The organism is Methylorubrum zatmanii (assembly GCF_014845115.1).
GTDB classification, from domain to species: domain Bacteria; phylum Pseudomonadota; class Alphaproteobacteria; order Rhizobiales; family Beijerinckiaceae; genus Methylobacterium; species Methylobacterium zatmanii.
In genome coordinates this window covers 12,882-31,429 of the sequence record NZ_NKUI01000030.1, presented here as the reverse complement: position 1 = coordinate 31,429, position 18,548 = coordinate 12,882, and the positions used below count along the sequence as shown (strand labels likewise).

The 18,548-nt window shown below is 69.8% G+C and carries 19 protein-coding genes; 12 read left to right on the top strand and 7 right to left on the bottom strand.

The features are described 5' to 3' along the window. Window positions 1-70: 70 nt before the first annotated feature. From MZTS_RS04110 to fabD, 3 genes are all read right to left on the bottom strand, one after another. The gene (locus MZTS_RS04110; RefSeq protein WP_003599981.1) at window positions 71-307 is read right to left on the bottom strand and encodes an acyl carrier protein; all 237 of its coding nucleotides are present in this window, start codon (window positions 305-307) and stop codon (window positions 71-73) included. Between the two features lie 262 nt (window positions 308-569). Beyond that, the gene (fabG, locus tag MZTS_RS04105) at window positions 570-1,310 is read right to left on the bottom strand and encodes a 3-oxoacyl-[acyl-carrier-protein] reductase (protein ID WP_009866167.1); all 741 of its coding nucleotides are present in this window, start codon (window positions 1,308-1,310) and stop codon (window positions 570-572) included. Window positions 1,311-1,341: 31 nt separating this feature from the next. After that, entirely contained in the window at window positions 1,342-2,274 is a 933-nt protein-coding gene (gene fabD / locus MZTS_RS04100; RefSeq protein ID WP_192281877.1) for an ACP S-malonyltransferase, read from the bottom strand. 317 nt (window positions 2,275-2,591) lie between these two features. Here fabD and MZTS_RS04095 point away from each other — a divergent pair, with 317 nt between their 5' ends. Then, entirely contained in the window at window positions 2,592-2,921 is a 330-nt protein-coding gene (locus tag MZTS_RS04095; RefSeq protein WP_192281874.1) for a hypothetical protein, read from the top strand. A gap of 49 nt (window positions 2,922-2,970) precedes the next feature. Here the strand turns inward: MZTS_RS04095 and MZTS_RS04090 are convergent, their stop codons facing one another. Both MZTS_RS04090 and MZTS_RS04085 read right to left on the bottom strand, forming a co-directional pair. Next, the gene (locus tag MZTS_RS04090; protein WP_192281871.1) at window positions 2,971-4,170 is read right to left on the bottom strand and encodes an aminotransferase class I/II-fold pyridoxal phosphate-dependent enzyme; all 1,200 of its coding nucleotides are present in this window, start codon (window positions 4,168-4,170) and stop codon (window positions 2,971-2,973) included. A 409-nt stretch (window positions 4,171-4,579) separates the two neighbouring features. After that, window positions 4,580-5,617 (bottom strand): hypothetical protein, encoded by a 1,038-nt coding sequence (locus MZTS_RS04085; protein ID WP_246481983.1) that lies wholly within the window; start codon window positions 5,615-5,617, stop codon window positions 4,580-4,582. A gap of 348 nt (window positions 5,618-5,965) precedes the next feature. Between MZTS_RS04085 and MZTS_RS04080 the strand changes: the two genes are divergently transcribed. After that, a complete protein-coding gene (locus MZTS_RS04080; RefSeq protein ID WP_009861498.1) occupies window positions 5,966-6,121 on the top strand; it encodes a hypothetical protein in 156 nt (51 codons plus the stop codon). 319 nt (window positions 6,122-6,440) lie between these two features. Here the strand turns inward: MZTS_RS04080 and MZTS_RS04075 are convergent, their stop codons facing one another. Continuing rightward, window positions 6,441-7,805, bottom strand: coding sequence for a transcription antitermination factor NusB (locus tag MZTS_RS04075; protein WP_192281868.1), 1,365 nt, complete (start codon window positions 7,803-7,805; stop codon window positions 6,441-6,443). Between the two features lie 102 nt (window positions 7,806-7,907). Between MZTS_RS04075 and MZTS_RS04070 the strand changes: the two genes are divergently transcribed. The 10 genes from MZTS_RS04070 (at window position 7,908) to MZTS_RS04025 (ending at window position 17,863) form a co-directional block, all read left to right on the top strand. Then, entirely contained in the window at window positions 7,908-8,132 is a 225-nt protein-coding gene (locus MZTS_RS04070; protein ID WP_246481982.1) for a DUF1674 domain-containing protein, read from the top strand. Window positions 8,133-8,392: 260 nt separating this feature from the next. Beyond that, window positions 8,393-8,533: a hypothetical protein gene (locus tag MZTS_RS04065; RefSeq protein ID WP_192281865.1), complete on the top strand. Its 141-nt coding sequence runs from the start codon at window positions 8,393-8,395 to the stop codon at window positions 8,531-8,533. Between the two features lie 559 nt (window positions 8,534-9,092). Further along, complete coding sequence (locus MZTS_RS04060) at window positions 9,093-9,182, top strand: K(+)-transporting ATPase subunit F (RefSeq protein WP_017484418.1); 90 nt, start codon at window positions 9,093-9,095, stop codon at window positions 9,180-9,182. 23 nt (window positions 9,183-9,205) lie between these two features. Then, window positions 9,206-10,921: a potassium-transporting ATPase subunit KdpA gene (kdpA, locus tag MZTS_RS04055; RefSeq protein ID WP_192281862.1), complete on the top strand. Its 1,716-nt coding sequence runs from the start codon at window positions 9,206-9,208 to the stop codon at window positions 10,919-10,921. Window position 10,922: 1 nt separating this feature from the next. Then, window positions 10,923-11,123: a hypothetical protein gene (locus MZTS_RS04050; RefSeq protein WP_192281859.1), complete on the top strand. Its 201-nt coding sequence runs from the start codon at window positions 10,923-10,925 to the stop codon at window positions 11,121-11,123. 59 nt (window positions 11,124-11,182) lie between these two features. Next, on the top strand, window positions 11,183-13,273 hold the full coding sequence (gene kdpB / locus MZTS_RS04045) for a potassium-transporting ATPase subunit KdpB (protein ID WP_192281856.1): 2,091 nt from the start codon (window positions 11,183-11,185) through the stop codon (window positions 13,271-13,273). A 24-nt stretch (window positions 13,274-13,297) separates the two neighbouring features. Next, complete coding sequence (locus MZTS_RS04040) at window positions 13,298-13,903, top strand: K(+)-transporting ATPase subunit C (RefSeq protein ID WP_192281853.1); 606 nt, start codon at window positions 13,298-13,300, stop codon at window positions 13,901-13,903. Between the two features lie 9 nt (window positions 13,904-13,912). Next, complete coding sequence (locus tag MZTS_RS04035) at window positions 13,913-16,627, top strand: sensor histidine kinase (protein ID WP_192281850.1); 2,715 nt, start codon at window positions 13,913-13,915, stop codon at window positions 16,625-16,627. Beyond that, a complete protein-coding gene (locus MZTS_RS04030) occupies window positions 16,624-17,370 on the top strand; it encodes a response regulator (protein ID WP_192281845.1) in 747 nt (248 codons plus the stop codon). The genes MZTS_RS04035 and MZTS_RS04030 overlap by 4 nt, the downstream gene beginning before the upstream one ends. 31 nt (window positions 17,371-17,401) lie before the next feature. Beyond that, window positions 17,402-17,863 (top strand): PTS sugar transporter subunit IIA, encoded by a 462-nt coding sequence (locus MZTS_RS04025; RefSeq protein ID WP_192281843.1) that lies wholly within the window; start codon window positions 17,402-17,404, stop codon window positions 17,861-17,863. A gap of 33 nt (window positions 17,864-17,896) precedes the next feature. Here the strand turns inward: MZTS_RS04025 and MZTS_RS04020 are convergent, their stop codons facing one another. Next, window positions 17,897-18,130 (bottom strand): hypothetical protein, encoded by a 234-nt coding sequence (locus MZTS_RS04020; RefSeq protein WP_192281840.1) that lies wholly within the window; start codon window positions 18,128-18,130, stop codon window positions 17,897-17,899. Window positions 18,131-18,548 lie beyond the last annotated feature (418 nt).

The window sequence follows — 18,548 nt, the reverse complement described above, 5'->3', positions numbered from 1 at the left end:
AAGGACTCTCGTGATTTAAAACAAAACGGCGCGCGGGGCCTTGCGACCCCGCCCGCACGAGGACACCGCCTTAGGCGGAGTTCTTCTCCAGGAACTTGATCGCGTCGCCGACCGTCTGGATGGTCTCGGCCGCGTCGTCCGGGATCTCGACGTTGAACTCCTCCTCGAACGCCATCACCAGCTCGACGGTGTCGAGGCTGTCGGCGCCAAGATCGTCGATGAAGTTGGAGGCCTCGGTGACCTTCTCAGGCTCGACGCCCAGGTGCTCGACGACGATCTTCTTCACGCGCTCGGCGATATCGCTCATCGTTCTTGGTCCTCGTCTTCTCGATCGTGTTGGTGTGTGCTTCTGACGAAAGCGCCGTGGCCGCCCACCCGCTTCTGGGGTTTTTCCGAACGGCCGGTGTTCGATCGCGCGTGGTTTGGAAAAAGCCGCAACCCGCTGAACCGTCAACTCCCCTGCACGGCTGAGCCGGGTGTTAACACAGGGTTTCCGCTCTGGCGAGGGGAGGTTCAGAAAGCGTTCATCGGCGTGGTTTTCCGGTCGGAAAGCTTCTCTGTGGATGCTCTCAGTACATGGCCATGCCGCCGTTGACGTGGAGCGTTTGCCCCGTCACGTAACCCGCTTCCTCCGAGGCCAGATAGACCGCCGCCGCGCCGATCTCGGCGCCGGTTCCGAGCCGTCCCGCCGGCACGCGGGTGAGAATCGTCTCGCGCTGCTTCTCGTTCAGGGCATCGGTCATCGCCGAGGTGATGAAGCCCGGGGCGATGCAGTTGACCGTGATGTTGCGCGTCGCGACCTCCGCCGCCAGCGCCTTGGTCATGCCGACGAGGCCCGCCTTGGCGGCGGCGTAGTTGCCCTGGCCCGGATTACCCGTGGCGCCGACCACCGAGCCGATCCCGATGATGCGGCCGTAACGGCGTCTCATCATGCCCTTGAGGGCGGCGCGGGAGAGCCGGAAGGCGGCGGTCAGGTTGACGTTGAGCACCGCCTCCCACTCCTCGTCCTTCATCCGCATGAAGAGGTTGTCGCGGGTGATGCCGGCATTGTTCACGAGGATGTCGAGGCCGCCCAGGGCCGATTCGGCGGCCGGCAGCAGCGCCTCGACCGCCTCCTTGTCGGCGAGGTTGGCCTCGACCACGGCGACGCGCTCGCCGCCGAGTTCGGCCGCCAATTCCTCGAGCACGGCCCGGCGGGTGCCGGAGAGCGCGACATGGGCGCCCTGGGCATGAAGCGCACGGGCGATGGCGCCGCCGAGGCCGCCGGTCGCGCCGGTGACGAGAGCCTTGCGGCCGGTGAGGTCGAACATGATGTGGGCTCCCGTGGTCGGGGGAAAAACGTCAGGCGTAGGCGGCGACATCGTCGGGCGTGCCGACGGGGCTGGCGGAGGCGCTCGGCGCGATCCGCTTGACGAGGCCGGTCAGCACCTTGCCGGCGCCGAGTTCGACGAAGCGACCGACGCCGGCTTCGGCCATGGCCGCGACGCTCTCGCTCCAGCGCACGGTGCCGGTGACCTGAGTCACCAGCGCGGCCCGAATCGCGTCCGGATCGGTGAGCGGGCCGGCGGTCACATTGGCATAGACCGGCACGACGGGAGCCCGCATGGTCACCTCGGCCAGCGCCCCGCGCATCGCTTCGGCGGCGGGTGCCATCAGCGCGCAGTGGAACGGAGCGGAGACGTTGAGGAGCACGGCGCGGCGCACGCCGCGACCCTGCGCCAGCACCATCGCCCGCTCGACGGCCTCCTTGTGACCGGACAGCACGACCTGCCCGGCACCGTTGTCGTTGGCGACGTCGCAGACCATGCCCTGCGCCGCTTCCTCGGCGATGGCCTGGGCGGTCGCGAGGTCGGGTCCGAGCAGGGCGGCCATCGCGCCGATGCCGGGCGCCACCGCCCGCTGCATCGCCTCACCCCGGATGCGCAGCAGGCGGGCGGCATCGGAGATCGAGAAGGTGCCGGCCGCGGCCAGGGCCGAATATTCGCCGAGCGAGTGGCCGGCGACGAAGGCGGCATCGCGGGCGAGGTCGAGCCCGCGCTCGGCCTCCAGCGTGCGCAGGACGGCGAGGCTCGCCGCCATCAGGGCGGGCTGGGCGTTGGCGGTCAGGGTCAGCTCGTCCGCCGGGCCCTCGAACATCAGCCGGGAAAGATTCTGTCCGAGCGCCTCGTCGACCTCCTCGAAGACACGCCGGGCCGCGGGGGAGGCCTCGTTCAGGGCCTTGCCCATGCCGACCGCTTGGCTGCCCTGCCCCGGAAAGATGAACGCTCGCGTCATGACGCCCCGTCGCCTCGGCGCCGGAGCGAAGGCCCCGGCGGATGGACGCCTCACCGGACGATCCCCGATCTCCTCTCAGCCCGAGACGGGACTGCCGGTGGCCGGGATCGCCGCGAGGCCCCTACTTTAAAGAGCGGCGCACTCGCATCGCGGAGAGCGGGTGTCAACAATGCGGCGCACAAGAGCCCATCGGAAGTAACCCCGGACGCAACCTCCGGCACCCGATCCGCCGATCCGCACGGACATTGCCGGAGACACGCATCGAACCGCGCGCGCTTCGGCGCATTGATTCAAGCAGGCCCTGCGAGATCGCCGCCATGTTCCGCACGACTTTCCCTCAGGAAGCGGTCGGGCACGCCCATGCCCTGATCGGCGCCTACGAGACCGCTCATGCCGGCCTCGCCCGCATCTCGCACGAGTTCCGCCGCGATCTCGGCGTGACCCTGGACCGGCTCGGACCGGGGGCGACGCCCTATCTCCGCGCCGTGCGCAACGATCTCGAAGGCCGCACCGTCGAGGCCCGAACGACCTGGCCGATCTGGATCGACCGGCTCACCGACCCGATGATCGACCGGCGCCTCATCGCCTCCCGTGCGCTGCTCGATGCCGTGGATCGGGAAGCCGACGCCCGGGGCATGGTTCTTTAGGAGTGAGTCCGACGGGACGCGCCTCCCGTGGAGAACGGGGACGCTCCGATCAGGCGGCGCGGAGCGCCGGCCGTCGCGCGGGGACGGCGAGATCGCCCCGCGCCCGCTCCAGCACCTCGGCGAGGCAGGCGGCGGCCCGAGCGGTGTCTGCCTCGGAATGCCCGGCGGTGACGTGCAGGCGCAGACGCGCGGCCTCGTCGGCCTCCGGCGAGACGACAATCTCGGCCAGCAGGCCGAGTTCGGCCAAGCGGCGGCCGACACAATCGGCGAGGTCGGCGGAGCCGATCTTCACCGAGACGGTGGCGGAGGGCTCGCCATAGACCTCCAGCCCCTGCTCCCGCAGGGCGGCGCGCAGGGTGAGGACGTTTCGCATCAAGCGGGCCCGGCGCTCGCGCCCTTCCGCCTCGTCGATGATCGTGAAGGCCTTGAGGATCACCGCGATCTGAATCGGCGAGAGCGCGGTCTCGGCGGCTTCCCGGGCACGCAGATAGGCGGTGACCGCGCGGGTGCGGGCCGCGACGAAGCCGCCATTCGAGGCGAAGCTCTTCGAGAAATTGCCCGTGACCAGATCCGCCCTGCCGAGCATGTCCTGCAAACCGAGATGGCCGCGCCCATCCTCTCCGAGGCAGCCCAGATCCTGGGCGACGTCGACGAGAAGCGTCGCGCCGCATTCGTCGCAGAGCGAGCGCAGGGCGGCGAGGTCGGGCGTGCCGGAATCGAGCGGCGACAGGCTCTCGGTGACGACGAGGATGCCGGTGCGAGAATCGCGCGCCCGAATGGCCCGGATCAAGCTGCCGCAATGCTCGGCGTCGAGATGGCGAAAGGGCTGAAGGTGACGTGTCGCCGCCTCGGTCGCCTCCCTGAGGCCGCCCCTGACGGCCTCATCGATCACCACGTGATCGGAGGGGCGCACGAGACCGCGGATCACGGCGTGGCCGGCCGACCGGCCGGTCGGACACAGCATCGCCTCCTCCATCTGGAGAAAGTCGGCGATCCGCCGCTCCAGCGCCACCGACAGGTTGGTGTCGCCGGACTCCGCCGCCGAGCAGACGCTGCGCACGCCGAAGCGGCGCAGGGTCTCGGCAGCCGCCTCCACGATCTCGGGATGGGTCGACAGGCCGAGACAGTCCTGGGAGGCGAAGTCGAGACCACGGGGCGGCGTGCCGTCGCCGGCTCCCATCGTGGGGAGGATGCGCAGGCTGCCTGCGCGGTCCGGGGCTCCGGTGTCGGTCTGCTCACGATGTCTCATGCCATCCCGTCCGATGCCGCGTCGTTCTCTGGTCCCGACTGTCGGCGGCGGCGGCTTGCCATCGCGTTAAACAGCGCCGGTCGAGGACGAATGCATCGCCGCGTATTTAACGAATTGCTATCGGCGACCGGCCGGATCACCTCGTCAATTCTTTAACCGAACCGGCCATCGCCGCGCGACGCATCCGATGAGCGGAGCGGAAAGCTCAAATCTGTTTGAGAAAGTCTTACCGAGATCCCTCGACTGCATCGATCGATTGCCGAAACCGGACGGGGCGCCCCTTCGATCAGGAGCGCCCCACCGGTCATGCCGTCCCGCCGCTCGGCCGTGTCCGACAAATCCGGTCGATCCCTTCGGGATGGCGGATTTGGACGTCGCTCAGAGGCCGCGCGGGCTCACTGAGACTGTCTCAGATCACCGGCAGCATCGCGGCGGCGCCGGTGGCGAGGCCGTAGTGGTCGCCGTAGAGGATGTTATGGGCGACATAGTATATGCCTAAGAACATCATCAGCGCGCTGGCGTAGTAGAGCGGGGCGAGGACCACGTCCCGGCGGGTGGCGGGGACACGGGCATCGTCGGCGGCGATGGCGATCAGGACGGCGATGATGCCCGAATGGCCGATGGCGTCGATCTTGCCGAATTCGAGGATCGCAGAGACGAAGACTGCGGCGAGGATCACGGCCGAGACCCGCCGCACCAGGGGCGTCCAGATCAGGGCGAAGGCCAGGGTGAACTCGATCACGCCGGCGGCCTGCATGAAGAGTTCCGGCGAAGCGCCCATGGTCATCTCGGGCTTGGCGGCGATCAGCGGATCGGTCCATTGCGGGTAGGCCCACTTCTCCACCGAGGCCCACATTAGGGTGATCGCGGCGGCGATGCGCACCACGTCGATGGGACGCTGGCCGAACAGGTTCCGGTCGAGGGCGGTCAGCGCCAGGAAGGCGGCCACGCCGAGGAAGACCGGGTAATCGGCGAGATGGAAGGCGCCGTAGGTCCACACCGCGAAGCCGAACAGGAAGACGATGCCGGCGGCGGTCAGCGGCAGCGTCCGCTTCCAGAGCAGACAGGCGGCCATGGCGAGCTGAAGCCAGGGGATCCAATTGGCATCGGTCTTCAATTCCGGCGTCAGGATGATGCCGCCGAGGTTCCACAGCGAGATGAGGAAGAAGCCGACGACCGCCCGCACGATCAGGGCGCTGTCGCGGCGCAGGCGCTCGGTGACGCGGTCGAAGGCGTTGAGGATCGCCGCGCCGAGGGTCGTGCCCTCCGCGAGGCAGCCGAACATCAGGCAGACCAGGGCCAGGCCCGTCAGCCACTCGAAATCGGCGCAGAGCACCTGTTCGAGCCCCCGCGGCTGGCCGGCCACGTCGAAGGCGCAGAACCATTTGACGTGGGCGCTGGCCGCCGCCGTTCCAAGCAGGAGGAAGCTTGCTGCGCCTGCAAGCATGACAGGAGAGCGCACCCAAAAGCTGGACACGTGGATCATGGGGCCGCCGGGACGGGAGGTAAGTTCCTGATGCGAAGAAACTTACTCGAAGTTGAAACGACCCGCTAAGGCTTTGTTTACCGTTTCACGCATTTGGTTAACGAGCGTATTCCTTACAATTGATAAGGCGCTCCCCGAAATCGAAGCCCCCTGGCGCCGCCTGTGCCTCGGCCTGACCTTGGCACCCGCCCTCCAAAGCCGGCGGCCGGCAGCGATGACCCTACAGCCGGCATCGCTCGTTAACGGCATCGAAGATCTTGTCGGCGAGGTTGTCGGATGCCGGCCTGTCGGCACCGCTCGGGAGAACGGATGCTCGCCCTGTTCAGTCTGTTCAGCCTGTCCGGTGGACTTGTTCTCGCCGGACAAGCCTCACGCTACCCTGCCTGGACAGCCAGGATGGAGACGGCCGGCGGCGTCGCCCTCATCGCGGGGCTCGCGATGATCGGGGCCGGACTGAGGGCCTGATTCCCTTCCGCCCGGAGGCCGGTCACGGGAAACGAGGATCACAGGATCGGAGGCCCTCCCCCGGCCTTTCGGGACAGGCCGGCGAGGCAGCAACCGATGGCCGGCCGCAAAAGATCGGACTTGCCGCGATCGACGACGCGCCGTCGTTGCTTGACGCAGCGAATGCGGGGCTGTGGGAGGCCGACCTCCGGGCGGCCTCCCGGCCACTCGGTGTCATACCCAATCCGGTCGATCCCTTCGGGATGGCGGATTTGGGCTTCGCTCAGACGTCGCGCGAGACTGTTGATACGCAACCCGCTCCGATCAAGCGGAGGCCGTCTCAGGCGCGCCGTTGCAGAAGGGCGGCGAAAAATCCGTCGAGGCCGCCGGCCCGGCCGGAGCCGCCGCCGAGGTGACTGGGCAGGGTACGCAGATCGCCGGAGCCGTCGATCAGCTCGGCATGGCCAGCGAGCCTTTCGGCGGTGATCGGGACACGGGCGTAGTCGGGATTGCGCGCGAGGAACGCCGCGATCTGCGCCCCGCCCTCCTCCGGCTCAAGGGAACAGGTGCAATAGACCAACCGGCCACCGGGGCGGGTCAGCCGGGCGGCCTTGTCGAGCAGGCGCCGCTGCAGGCCGGCGAGGCGGATCAGGTCGGCCTCGTTCTTGGTCCAGGCGACGTCGGGATGGCGCCGGATCGTGCCGGTTGCGGAGCAGGGTGCGTCGAGCAGCACCGCGTCGAAGGGCCGGTCCTCCGGCAGGTCGAGGGCATCGGCTGTCACCACCTCGGCTGAGAGACCGAGACGGTCGAGATTGCGGCTCAGCCGTTCCAGCCGCGCCCCGGACCGGTCCACCGCCGTCACGGCGGCGCCGGCGGCGGCGAGTTGGGCGGTCTTGCCCCCCGGCGCCGCGCAGAGATCGGCGATCCGCTCGCCGGCCTGTGGCGCGAGAAGCCGCACCGGGAGCGACGCGGCGGCGTCCTGCACCCACCACGCCCCCTCCGCATAGCCCGGCAAATCGGCTACGGCCTCCCGCACCTCGGTGAGACGGACGGAGCCGAGATCGAGCAGCGTGCCGCCCAGGCGCTCGGCCCAGAGCTCCGGGTCGCGGGGAATCGTCAGATCGACCGCGGCTCCCTCGAGATGCGCGGCGGCTATTTTTCGCGCGGCCTCCTCGCCATAAGCCTCGCGCCAACGCCGGGCGAGCCAATCCGGCGTGTTGCCGCCGAGCGGATCACCCTCCTCCGCCCGGATGGCGTCGCGCTCCCGGGCGATCCGGCGCAGAACCGCATTCACCAGGGGGGCGAGATGCTGAAGCTGCGGATCGGCCTTGGCGAGGCGCACCGAAAGATCGACGGCGGCGTGGTCGGCGACCGCGAGGTCGAGGATCTGGGCCGCGCCGGTAACCAGCAGCGCGAGGAGATGCGGCCTGTCGTCGGGCAACCCGTCCCGCAGGCGGGCGGCCAAAGCCGCCCTGATGAAGCCGAGGCGGCGAAAGCTCGCCGTCGCGATGGCACGGGCAAGGGCCGCGTCTGCGGGCGCCAGCCCGACCCCGCGCCCGGCCTGGGCCAGCGCATCCTCCAGGGCCAGCCCGCGGGCGGCGCCGAGCAGGGTCGCCACCGCCTCCCGCGCGACGTGACGCGCCGCCAGTCCGGGCACGGACGGGTCGAAGGAGGGGGGGGTGCGGGTGTTGGTTCTCGGTGCCACGCGTGACGTGCCGTTCTCGGTAAAAAGGATCGCAGGATCTCGTTCGGAGCCCAATGCAGTCACATCTGTGGACGAGGGATGCAAGCGATGAAGGATTTCGGCATGGCAAACGAGATGGCGAACGAGACGACGACGAACCCCGACGAGACGCGCCGGCCGCTCAGCCCGGCGGCACAGAGGGCGCTGGCGGAAGCGGCCGAGCGGCGGGCTTCCATCGATGCGCGGGCCGCCAAGATCGCCGAGCGCCGCGAGACCCTGGGACGGGGCGGCCTGGAGCCGGTGCGGTACGAGGATTGGGAAGTGAAGGGCTTGGCCAGCGATTTTTGAACAGCGGCCTGGCAGCCGACCGCCAATCTCAACGGCTTGGCGAGCTTCAGCTACACCGTCACCTCCGTGAACGACGCGCCGCCAATACCGTCCCCTCGGAGTCGAGGATCCCACGCGTCGGCATCGGTCTCATGGCGCCCAGCCCCGTCGACCGGTCCTGATGACTTACCTATGCCGGAGGCCTCGTCTTCGTCTTGTTCCCTAATGGGGTAACGAGGACTTCTCGCTCCACCGGGCCGTCGCCCGCGTGGAGTTTGCAGATGATCGTCATCCGGCACATCGCCGCCGAATGCAGGGCCGACCGCGTTTTCGCCCTGATGGTCCTGGGCCTCGGCTCGTGGTTGGCACTGTCCCTCGCGCTGCTCGCCCTCAGCGTCCTCGACCTGCTGCCCGCGTCTTGAGTGCCGGGTCCCCTCTCGGCCTGCGAGCACGCCTCGCCGACGTCCCGCCACGCTTCCCGTCCATTCCGGCTCCCCCCGAGCCGGTCCATGCAGGCGCCCGCGCTGGGGGCCTTCGCCGCGTCGTTGGGCGCTGCCCGGCCTGCGGCGTGCCCTACAGCGGTTTCGCCGGCGCGGAGACGGGGGTGATCCTGGTGGACCGCACCCTCTGGCGCGCCGCCTGCCCGAGGGCCATGCTCGTCGACGCCCCCGGCGCCTGCCAGAGGTTGCAGGCCGCTTGGCGTCCGATGACGCGCCCGGCAGGCCCCGGACGAAGCCCGGAATCAGGCCGATCCTCATGAGATCCTTATAGGATCGCATCCCTTTCCGTCTCGAACCCTAACGCGGTTCCCGTCCACATTCGGGCTCGGCCCAGGTCGGTCGCGGTGCGCCCGCGACCGATGGGCCGAACAGACCCGGGACGCACCATGCTCGACATCATCTTCATCGCCGGCGGGCTCGCCTTCTTCGGCCTGGCCGCCGGCTACGCCACGCTCTGCGAACGCCTCTGAGGCACGCCCCCATGACCCTCGACCTCGCCCTCGGCGCCCTCGTGACGGCCGGGCTCCTCGTCTACCTCACCTACGCCCTCGTCCGCCCCGAGCGGTTCTGAGCGGCCCTGCCGGATCACATCCCATGACCCCTAACGGCTGGATACAGACCGCGCTGTTCTGCGCGGTCGTCCTTGCGCTCGTGAAGCCCCTCGGCTGGTACATGACGCGCGTCTTCACCGGGGAGCGCACCCCGCTCTCGCCCGTGATCGGCCCCGTCGAGAGGGGGCTCTACCGCGCGGCCGGCATCGACGAGCGCCACGAGCAGACTTGGCTCGGCTACGGCCTCGCCATGCTCGCCTTCCATGGGCTCGGCTTCTTGCTGCTCTACGCGGTGCTGCGCCTGCAGGACGTGCTGCCGCTCAACCCCATGGTTCAGTCGGCGGTGGCACCCGACCTCGCCTTCAACACCGCGGCGAGCTTCGTCACGAACACGAACTGGCAGAACTACGGCGGCGAGAGCACCCTCTCGTACCTCAGCCAGATGCTGGGGCTGACGCACCAGAACTTCCTCTCGGCAGCCACCGGCATCGCCCTTGCCGTCGCCCTGATCCGCGGCTTCGCCCGCGCCTCGGCGAGGACGGTGGGCTCGTTCTGGGTCGACCTGACCCGCTGCACCCTCTACGTGCTGCTGCCGATCTGTGTCGTCTACGCGCTGTTCCTGGTCTCCCAGGGCATGCCGCAGACGCTCTCGGCCTACATCGACGCCACGACCCTGGAAGGCGCCAAGCAGACCATCGCGGTCGGCCCGGTGGCGAGCCAGGTCGCCATCAAGATGCTCGGCACCAACGGCGGCGGCTTCTTCAACGCCAACGCCGCGCATCCCTTCGAGAACCCGACCGCCCTTTCGAACTTCGTGCAGATCGTCTCGATCTTCGCGCTGGGCGCCGCGCTCACCAACGTCTTCGGTCGCATGGTCGGCGACGAGCGCCAGGGCTGGGCCATCCTCGCTACCATGGGCGTGCTGTTCCTCGCCGGCGTCGCCGTCACCTACGCCAGCGAGGCGTCGGGAAGTTCCGTGCTGAATGGCCTCGGCCTGACCGGGGGCAACATGGAGGGCAAGGAGGTCCGCTTCGGCATCGTGGCCTCCGCGCTCTTCGCGGTCGTGACGACGGCCGCCTCCTGCGGCGCGGTCAACGCGATGCATGACAGCTTCACGGCGCTCGGCGGCCTGATTCCGCTCATCAACATGCAGCTCGGCGAGATCATCGTCGGCGGCGTCGGCGCGGGCCTGTACGGCATGCTGGTCTTCGTCGTGGTGGCGATCTTCGTGGCCGGCCTGATGGTCGGGCGCACGCCGGAATACCTCGGCAAGAAGATCGAGGCGCGCGAGGTCAAGATGGCGATGCTGGCCATCCTCTGCCTGCCCCTGATGATGCTCGGCGGCACCGCCCTGGCGACCGTCCTACCGGCTGGGCTCGCCGGTCCGGCGAATGCCGGACCGCACGGCTTCTCGGAGATCCTCTACGCCCTCACCTCGGCGGCGGCCAACAACGGCTCGGCCTTCGGCGGGCTCTCCGGAAACACGCCGTTCTACAACAGCCTGCTGGCGCTCGGCATGTTGGTCGGCCGCTTCTTCGTCATCATCCCGGCGCTGGCCATCGCCGGGTCGCTGGCGGCCAAGAAGCGGGTTCCGGCCTCCGCCGGCACCTTCCCGACCCATGGCGGCCTCTTCGTCGGCCTGCTCGTCGGCGTCATCCTGATCGTCGGCGGCCTGACCTTCTTCCCGTCGCTGGCGCTCGGTCCCGTGGTCGAGCACCTCGCCGGCGCCGCAGGCCAGACCTTCGCGACGGGAGGCTGAGGTGCCGCAGCCTTTCCCGAATCGGCGCATCCCGCGCCACCACCTGACGATACACCGGTCGCCGCACCATCGCGCGCACGGCGCCCAGGCCAAGCCCCTGCGCACCTCGGACCTCGTGCTGGCCCTCCTCGGCGTCGTCCTGCTCGGGGGCCTCGCCCTCGGCGCGGCCTTCACCCTGGCCGCCGGCGCGACCGCCCCCTGAACCGGCCAGGCCCGGCGTCGCCCGCCGGGCCTCCTCGCCCTCTCCGGACACCCGAACCCATGTCCCGCAAGACCTCATCGCTCTTCAGCGCCGCCCTGGTCGGGCCCGCGCTCATCGGCTCTTTCAGGAAGCTCGACCCCCGCGCCATGATCCGCAACCCGGTCATGTTCGTGGTCGAGGTCGTGGCCGCGCTCACCACCGTGCTCTTCGCCCGCGACCTCGTCGCCGGAGGCAGCGACCTGTTCTTCTCCGGCCAGATCGTCCTCTGGCTCTGGTTCACGCTGCTGTTCGCCAACTTCGCCGAGGCGCTCGCCGAGGGCCGCGGCAAGGCCCAGGCCGACAGCCTGCGCCGCACCCGAACCGAGATGACGGCCAAGCGCCTCACCGGGCAGGGCCGTGCCTACGAGACCGTGCCGGGCACAAGCCTCAAGGTCGGCGACGTGGTGCTGGTCGAGGCCGGTGACCTCATCCCCTCGGACGGCGAGGTCATCGAGGGTGTCGCCTCCGTGAACGAGGCCGCCATCACCGGGGAGTCCGCCCCCGTCATCCGCGAATCCGGCGGCGACCGCTCGGCGGTGACCGGTGGTACCCAGGTGCTCTCCGACGAGATCAAGGTCCGCATCACCGCCGCTGCCGGCTCGACCTTCGTCGATCGCATGATCGCCCTCGTCGAGGGCGCCGCCCGGCAGAAGACCCCGAACGAGATCGCGCTGAACATCCTGCTCGCCGGTCTCACCATCGTGTTCGTTTTCGCGGTGGCGACCATCCCGAGTTTCGCGAGCTATGCCGGCGGGTCCATCCCCGTCATCGTGCTGGTGGCGCTGTTCGTGACCCTGATCCCGACCACCATCGGCGCGCTCCTGTCCGCCATCGGCATCGCCGGGATGGACCGCCTCGTGCGCTTCAACGTGCTGGCCATGTCGGGCCGCGCGGTCGAGGCGGCGGGCGACGTCGACACGCTGCTTCTCGACAAGACCGGCACCATCACGCTCGGCAACCGTCAGGCGACCGAGTTCCGGCCCGTCCGGGGCGTCTCCGAGCAGGACCTCGCCGACGCCGCGCAGCTCGCCTCGCTCGCCGACGAGACCCCCGAAGGCCGCTCCATCGTGGTGCTCGCCAAAGACAAGTACGGCATCCGCGCCCGCGACATGGCCGGGCTCAACGCCACCTTCGTGCCCTTCACCGCGCAGTCACGGATGTCGGGTGTCGACCTTGAGGGCTCGTCTATCCGCAAGGGCGCGGTCGACGCCGTCATCGCCTCCGTCTCCAGGCCGCCGATGGCCACCCGCGGCTCCAGCGCGGCGCTGGCCTACCAGCCGACCGCCGAGACCGAGGTCGTGGGCGAGATCCGTGCTATCGCCGAGGATATCGCCAAGGCGGGCGGCACCCCGCTCGCGGTGGCCCAGGACGGCCGGCTGCTCGGCGTCGTCTACCTGAAGGACATCGTGAAGGGCGGCATCCGCGAACGCTTCGCCGAGTTGCGCCGCATGGGTATCCGCACCGTGATGATTACCGGCGACAACCCCATGACCGCCGCCGCCATCGCGGCCGAGGCCGGGGTCGACGATTTCCTGGCCCAGGCGACCCCCGAGGACAAGTTGGCGCTCATCCGGCGCGAGCAGGCCGAGGGCAAGCTGGTTGCCATGTGCGGCGACGGCACCAACGACGCCCCGGCGCTGGCCCAGGCCGATGTCGGCGTGGCCATGAACACCGGCACGGTGGCCGCCCGCGAAGCCGGCAACATGGTCGATCTCGACAGCGACCCGACCAAGCTCATCGAGATCGTCGGCATCGGCAAGCAGTTGCTGATGACCCGCGGCGCGCTGACCACCTTCTCCATCGCCAACGACGTGGCCAAGTATTTCGCTATCATCCCGGCGATGTTCCTGACCCTTTATCCGCAGCTCCAGGCGCTGAACGTCATGGGCCTCGCCTCGCCGCAGAGTGCCATCCTCTCGGCGATCATCTTCAACGCGTTGGTCATCGTGGCGCTGATCCCGCTGGCGCTTCGGGGCGTAACCTACCGGCCGGTCGGCGCCGCCTCGCTGCTCCGCCGCAACCTGCTCGTCTACGGCCTCGGCGGCGTCCTCGTGCCCTTCGTGGCCATCAAGGCCATCGACATGGCCGTCACCGCCCTCCACCTCGCTTGAACGAAGGGTCGAAGGAGACCTCCGATGTTGAACCAGCTTCGCCCCGCCCTCGTCCTGCTCGTCGCCCTGACCGCGGTCACCGGCCTCGCCTATCCTCTGGCCGTCACCGGCATCGCCGGCGCGGTCTTCCCGGCCAAGGCCGCCGGCAGCCTGATCGAGCGCGACGGCAAGGTCGTCGGCTCCAGTCTGATCGGGCAAGGCTTCACCGGCGAGGGCTACTTCCACGGCCGCCCCTCGGCCACCACCGCGGCCGACCCGGCCGATGCAAGCAAGACCGTGCCGGCGCCCTACAACGCCGCGAACTCGATGGGCTCGAACCTCGGGCCCACCAGCGCGGCGCTGGCGGAACGCGTGAAGGGCGACCTCGACGCGCTGCGCGCCGAGAATCCGGGCCGGCCGGTGCCGGTCGACCTCGTCACGACGAGCGGCTCGGGCCTCGACCCCGATATCTCGCCCGAGGCCGCCCTGTTCCAGGTGCCGCGGGTCGCCAAGGCCCGCAGCCTGCCCGAGGACACGCTGCGCGACCTTGTCGCCGGCCAGATCCAGGGCCGCACCCTCGGCCTCCTCGGCGAACCGCGCGTCAACGTGCTGGCGCTGAACCTCGCCCTGGACGACCTCGCCAAGCGCTGAGGAGGCATCATGCCCGAGACCGGCCGCGACCCGAACCGCCCCTCGCCCGACGCGCTGCTCGAAGCGGCCCGCCGGGAGGAGCGGACGCGCGGCCGCCTCAAGGTCTTCCTCGGGGCCGCGCCCGGAGTCGGCAAGACCTATGAGATGCTCACCATCGGCCGCGCCCGGCTCAAGGCGGGCGCCGACGTCGTGGTGGGCGTGGTCGAGACTCACGGGCGCGCCGAGACGCAGGCCCTGCTCGACGGCTTCGAGGTCGTTCCACGGCGCGCCGTGCCCTACCACGGCACGGTTCTGGAGGAGATGGACCTCGACGCCCTGCTGGCACGTCGCCCGCAAATCGCCCTCGTGGACGAACTCGCCCATACCAACGCGCCCGGCTCGCGCCATCCGAAGCGCTACCAGGACGTCGAGGAGCTGCTCGATGCCGGCATCGACGTCCTCACCACCCTCAACATCCAGCACGTGGAGAGCCTCAACGACGTGGTGGCCGCGATCACCCGCATCCGGGTGCGCGAGACCGTGCCGGACGGCGTCCTCGACCGTGCCGACGACATCGAGGTGGTCGATCTCAATCCGGACGACCTGATCCAGCGCCTCAAGGACGGCAAGGTCTACGTCCCGACGAACGCCGAGCGGGCGCTGAAGCACTACTTCTCCCGCGGCAATCTCACGGCCCTGCGCGAGTTGGCGCTCCGGCGTACCGCCGACCGGGTCGACGACGAACTCCTCAGCCACATGCGGGCCAACGCCATCGCCGGTCCCTGGGCGGCGGGCGAGCGGGTTCTGGTCTGCGTCAGCGAGGACCCGCGCTCCGCCGGCCTCGTGCGCTATGCCAAGCGGCTGGCCGACCGCCTGCATGCGCCCTGGACCGCCCTTGTGGTGGAGGGACCGCGCGCCGCCTCCCTCACCGAGGCGGAACGCGACCGCATCGCCGAGGCGCTGCGGCTGGCCGACCGGCTCGGCGGCGACGCCGTGACCCTGCCCGGCGGGCGGCGCATCGCCGACGACATCCTGGCCTATGCCCGCTCGGCCAACGTCAACCACATCGTCGTCGGCAAGGCGGCGCGCTCGTGGTTGTTCGAACTCGCGAACGGCTCGGTAGTGCACGACCTCGTGCGCCGCAGCGGCAATATCGGCGTGCACGTGGTGCCTGGCGAAGCCGTGCCCGTGGAGGCATCCCCTCCGCGGGCGGTGACCACGGTCGTGACTGCGTCCCCTGACATCCGCCCTTACGCTCTCGCTCTTGGCGCGACGGCGTTGGGGCTCGGCCTCGCCCTGCTGCTCCAGCCCCATGCCGGGGTAGAGAATGCCGACCTGTTCCTGCTCACCGCCATCGTTGGCGTGGCCGTCCGCTTCGGTCTCGGGCCCTCGCTCGCCGCGGTCGTCGCCGCCTCGCTCGCCTACAACTTCTTCTTCCTGCCGCCGGTCTACACCCTCACCATCGCCGACCCGACCAACGTCGCGGCCTTCGTCCTCTTCACCGTCGTGGCGGTGGTCGTCTCCAATCTCGCTGCCCGCGCCCGTCTGACGGCGGTGGTCAGCCAAGCGCGCGCCAAATCCTCGGAGCGGTTGTTCGGGTTCTCACGCAAGCTTGCGGGCTGCGGCACCCTCGACGACGTGCTCTGGGCCACCTCCGCCCAGGTCGCCGCCATGCTGAAGGTCCGCGTCGTGCTGCTGCTTCCGGACGGCAAGGCCGTCACGGTCCGGGCCGGCTATCCGCCCGAGGACATGCTCGACGAGGCCGACCTTGCCGCCGCGCAATGGGCCTTCGACAACGAGCGCCCCGCGGGGCGGTGCGCCGACACGCTCCCCGGTGCCAAGCGCCTGTTCCTGCCCATGCGCACCGGACGTGGCACCATCGGCGTGATCGGCCTCGACGCCGATGGCACGGGACCGATCCTGACGCCGGAGGGCCGCCGCCTCCTCGACGCGCTCGCCGACATGGGCGCGCTCGCCATCGAGCGGGTGCGCCTCGTGGAGGATCTCGACCGGGCCGAGCGCGCCGCCGAGACCGACCGCCTTCGCCAAGCGCTGCTGACCTCCATCAGCCACGACCTGAGGACCCCGCTCGCCTCGGTGATCGGCGCGGCGAGCACGCTACGCGACCTCGACGCGGCGCTGCCGGCCGAGGCCAAGGCGGACCTTCTCGCGACGGTCATCGAGGAATCGGAGCGGTTGAACCGCTTCATCGTCAACCTGCTCGACATGACCCGCCTGGAGGCCGGCGCGGTGGCGCCGAACCTCGCCCCCCAGGACGTGGCGGAGACCGTCGACACCGCCCTGCGGCGCACCCAGAAAATCCTGGGCGGCCATCGTGTCGCGGTCGAGATCGATCCCGACCTGCCGACGCTGCGGCTCGATCCGGTCCTGTTCGAGCAGGTGCTGGTGAATCTGCTCGACAACGCCGCCAAATACGCGCCGGAGGGCTCGACCGTGACGGTGCGCGCCCGGCACGACGGCCGGACGGTGCGAATCGAGGTGCTGGACGAGGGTTTCGGCCTGCCCGAAGGCGATGTCGAGCGGGTGTTCGACAAGTTCTACCGGGTCCGGAAGAGCGATCACGTCCGGGCCGGCACCGGGCTCGGCCTCGCCATCTCCCGGGGGTTCGTGGAGGCGATGGGCGGCACCGTCACCGCCGCCAACCGGCGCGACCGGTTGGGGGCCGCCTTCACCGTGACACTGCCGGTCCCGACCCGGACGACGCCAAGGGAGATCGCCGCATGAGCCCGACCATCCTGGTCATCGATGACGAGCCGCCGATCCGCAAGCTCCTGCGCATGGGGCTGTCCACGCAGGGCTACGCCATCCTGGAGGCGCCGAACGCCGTCACCGCCCTGGAAGTGCTCGGTCGCGAAAGCCCGGCCCTCGTCATCCTCGACCTCGGCCTGCCGGACATGCGCGGGCACGACCTGCTCCGGGCGATCCGGGCGAGCCATCCGGGGCTGCCGGTGGTGGTTTTGTCGAGCCGGGACGACGAGAGCGGTAAGGTCGAGGCACTCGACCTCGGCGCCGACGACTACGTGACCAAGCCCTTCGGCATGGCCGAGCTGCTCGCCCGCCTGCGCGCGGCCTTGCGCCACCAACTGGCCGCCCGGGGCGAGCGCCCGGTCTTCCGCGTCGACGGGCTCTCGGTCGACCTCGTCCGGCGCGTGGTGAAGGTCGACGACGCCGAGGTGAAGCTGACCCCGAGGGAGTACGACTTCCTGCGTATTCTCGTGCTGCACGCCGGCAAGGTGCTGACGCATGCCCAGCTCATGCACGAGGTCTCGGTCTCCTCGGATCCGCAATACCTGCGCGTCTACATGCGCCAACTCCGCCAGAAGCTCGAGGCCGACCCCGAGCGCCCGCGCATCCTTCTTACCGAGACCGGCGTCGGCTATCGCCTGCGCGCGCCCGACGACGAACCGAACCTCAAGCGGCGCGCGGCGAACGACGCCAAGCCGGCGGTCACGGAGACGAACCCTTGAAGCCCAGCCCCGCATGCGGCCGGCCGACGCAATGACCATCGACGACATCCTCGCGCCGGCGAACGTGATCCCTGGCCTGCGCGTCTCCGGCAAGGCCGCCCTCCTCGAGGATCTTGCAAAGCGCGCCGCGCAATCGCTCGACCTCGATGCCGGCACGATCCTTAATGCCCTCATCCGCCGGGAGGGGCTCGGCTCGACCGGGGTCGGCAACGGCGTGGCGCTGCCGCACGCGCGGCTGGAAGGGGTCCGGAAGCCCTTCGGCCTGCTGGCGCGCCTGCGGGACCCTCTCGATTTCGACGCGGTCGACGAGCGACCGGTGGATCTCGTCTTCCTGCTGCTGCTGCCCACGGGCGAAAGCGGCGAGCACCTGAATGCCCTGGCCTGCGTGGCGCGAAAGCTCAGGGACCCGGAGACCGCCGCAGCCCTGCGGGGCGCACGGGACGCGGCATGCCTCTACGCGTTGGCCAGCGCCCGGTCACCCAGCAAGGCGTGATACGGCATCCGCTCGATCAGAGCGGGGTCCGTATCAGATGCGCAGCTCGATCCGTTCCCCGGACAGGAGCACGGCGTCGGGCCGGTGGTCGGTCTCGTCCTCGGCGTAATCGACTGCGGCCTTGCGGCTCCGGAACAGGCCGCCGGCGCGCCCGTGGATCTCTATTGCGACCCAGTGACCTTCCGGGTCCTGGCCGACAATGAACCGGGCCGCGTCCGAGGCCGGGGCCTCGGCATGGATGGCGGCGACTTGGACGGTGGGAGACATCGTGCGTCTGGGGTTCGCGCGGCCTTCAGGAAACCGCGCCCCTCAGTTGCGCCCGACCGCGTTAGGGTTCGAGCGGGAAGCGGAGCCAATCTCATAAGCGGTTCATTAGGATTCCGGCCGTCCGCGATCTGGGCCCTCGAAATCCGGCGAACGCGCCAAGCGAAAACTCGGCGTCCGCCTCAAGGTCGTCGCGTTCGGCGGAGGCGCTGAAGGTCGGCAAAGCCGACCTCGCAGTTGTCCGGCAACGGCCTCACGCTCGCAGTCCTGCGGGAACTCGCCGCCTTCGTGGCGGCGCCGGGCGCTTAGCCCTGGGGCATCGGCGGTCCCGACAAGCCTTGCGGCATGCGCGAGGGGCATCGGCTACCGCCTGCGCCCGCACGGGCCGATGGCCGGATCGGCCCCGAATCGGCGCACCGCA

Coding starts and splice junctions, on each gene's coding strand:
- MZTS_RS04110 (WP_003599981.1), bottom strand. CDS start 307: ATGAGCGATATCGCCGAGCGCGTGAAGAAGATCGTCGTCGAGCACCTG.
- fabG (WP_009866167.1), bottom strand. CDS start 1,310: ATGTTCGACCTCACCGGCCGCAAGGCTCTCGTCACCGGCGCGACCGGC.
- fabD (WP_192281877.1), bottom strand. CDS start 2,274: ATGACGCGAGCGTTCATCTTTCCGGGGCAGGGCAGCCAAGCGGTCGGC.
- MZTS_RS04095 (WP_192281874.1), top strand. CDS start 2,592: ATGTTCCGCACGACTTTCCCTCAGGAAGCGGTCGGGCACGCCCATGCC.
- MZTS_RS04090 (WP_192281871.1), bottom strand. CDS start 4,170: ATGAGACATCGTGAGCAGACCGACACCGGAGCCCCGGACCGCGCAGGC.
- MZTS_RS04085 (WP_246481983.1), bottom strand. CDS start 5,617: ATGCTTGCAGGCGCAGCAAGCTTCCTCCTGCTTGGAACGGCGGCGGCC.
- MZTS_RS04080 (WP_009861498.1), top strand. CDS start 5,966: ATGCTCGCCCTGTTCAGTCTGTTCAGCCTGTCCGGTGGACTTGTTCTC.
- MZTS_RS04070 (WP_246481982.1), top strand. CDS start 7,908: ATGGCAAACGAGATGGCGAACGAGACGACGACGAACCCCGACGAGACG.
- MZTS_RS04065 (WP_192281865.1), top strand. CDS start 8,393: ATGATCGTCATCCGGCACATCGCCGCCGAATGCAGGGCCGACCGCGTT.
- MZTS_RS04060 (WP_017484418.1), top strand. CDS start 9,093: ATGACCCTCGACCTCGCCCTCGGCGCCCTCGTGACGGCCGGGCTCCTC.
- kdpA (WP_192281862.1), top strand. CDS start 9,206: ATGACCCCTAACGGCTGGATACAGACCGCGCTGTTCTGCGCGGTCGTC.
- kdpB (WP_192281856.1), top strand. CDS start 11,183: ATGTCCCGCAAGACCTCATCGCTCTTCAGCGCCGCCCTGGTCGGGCCC.
- MZTS_RS04040 (WP_192281853.1), top strand. CDS start 13,298: ATGTTGAACCAGCTTCGCCCCGCCCTCGTCCTGCTCGTCGCCCTGACC.
- MZTS_RS04035 (WP_192281850.1), top strand. CDS start 13,913: ATGCCCGAGACCGGCCGCGACCCGAACCGCCCCTCGCCCGACGCGCTG.
- MZTS_RS04030 (WP_192281845.1), top strand. CDS start 16,624: ATGAGCCCGACCATCCTGGTCATCGATGACGAGCCGCCGATCCGCAAG.
- MZTS_RS04025 (WP_192281843.1), top strand. CDS start 17,402: ATGACCATCGACGACATCCTCGCGCCGGCGAACGTGATCCCTGGCCTG.
- MZTS_RS04020 (WP_192281840.1), bottom strand. CDS start 18,130: ATGTCTCCCACCGTCCAAGTCGCCGCCATCCATGCCGAGGCCCCGGCC.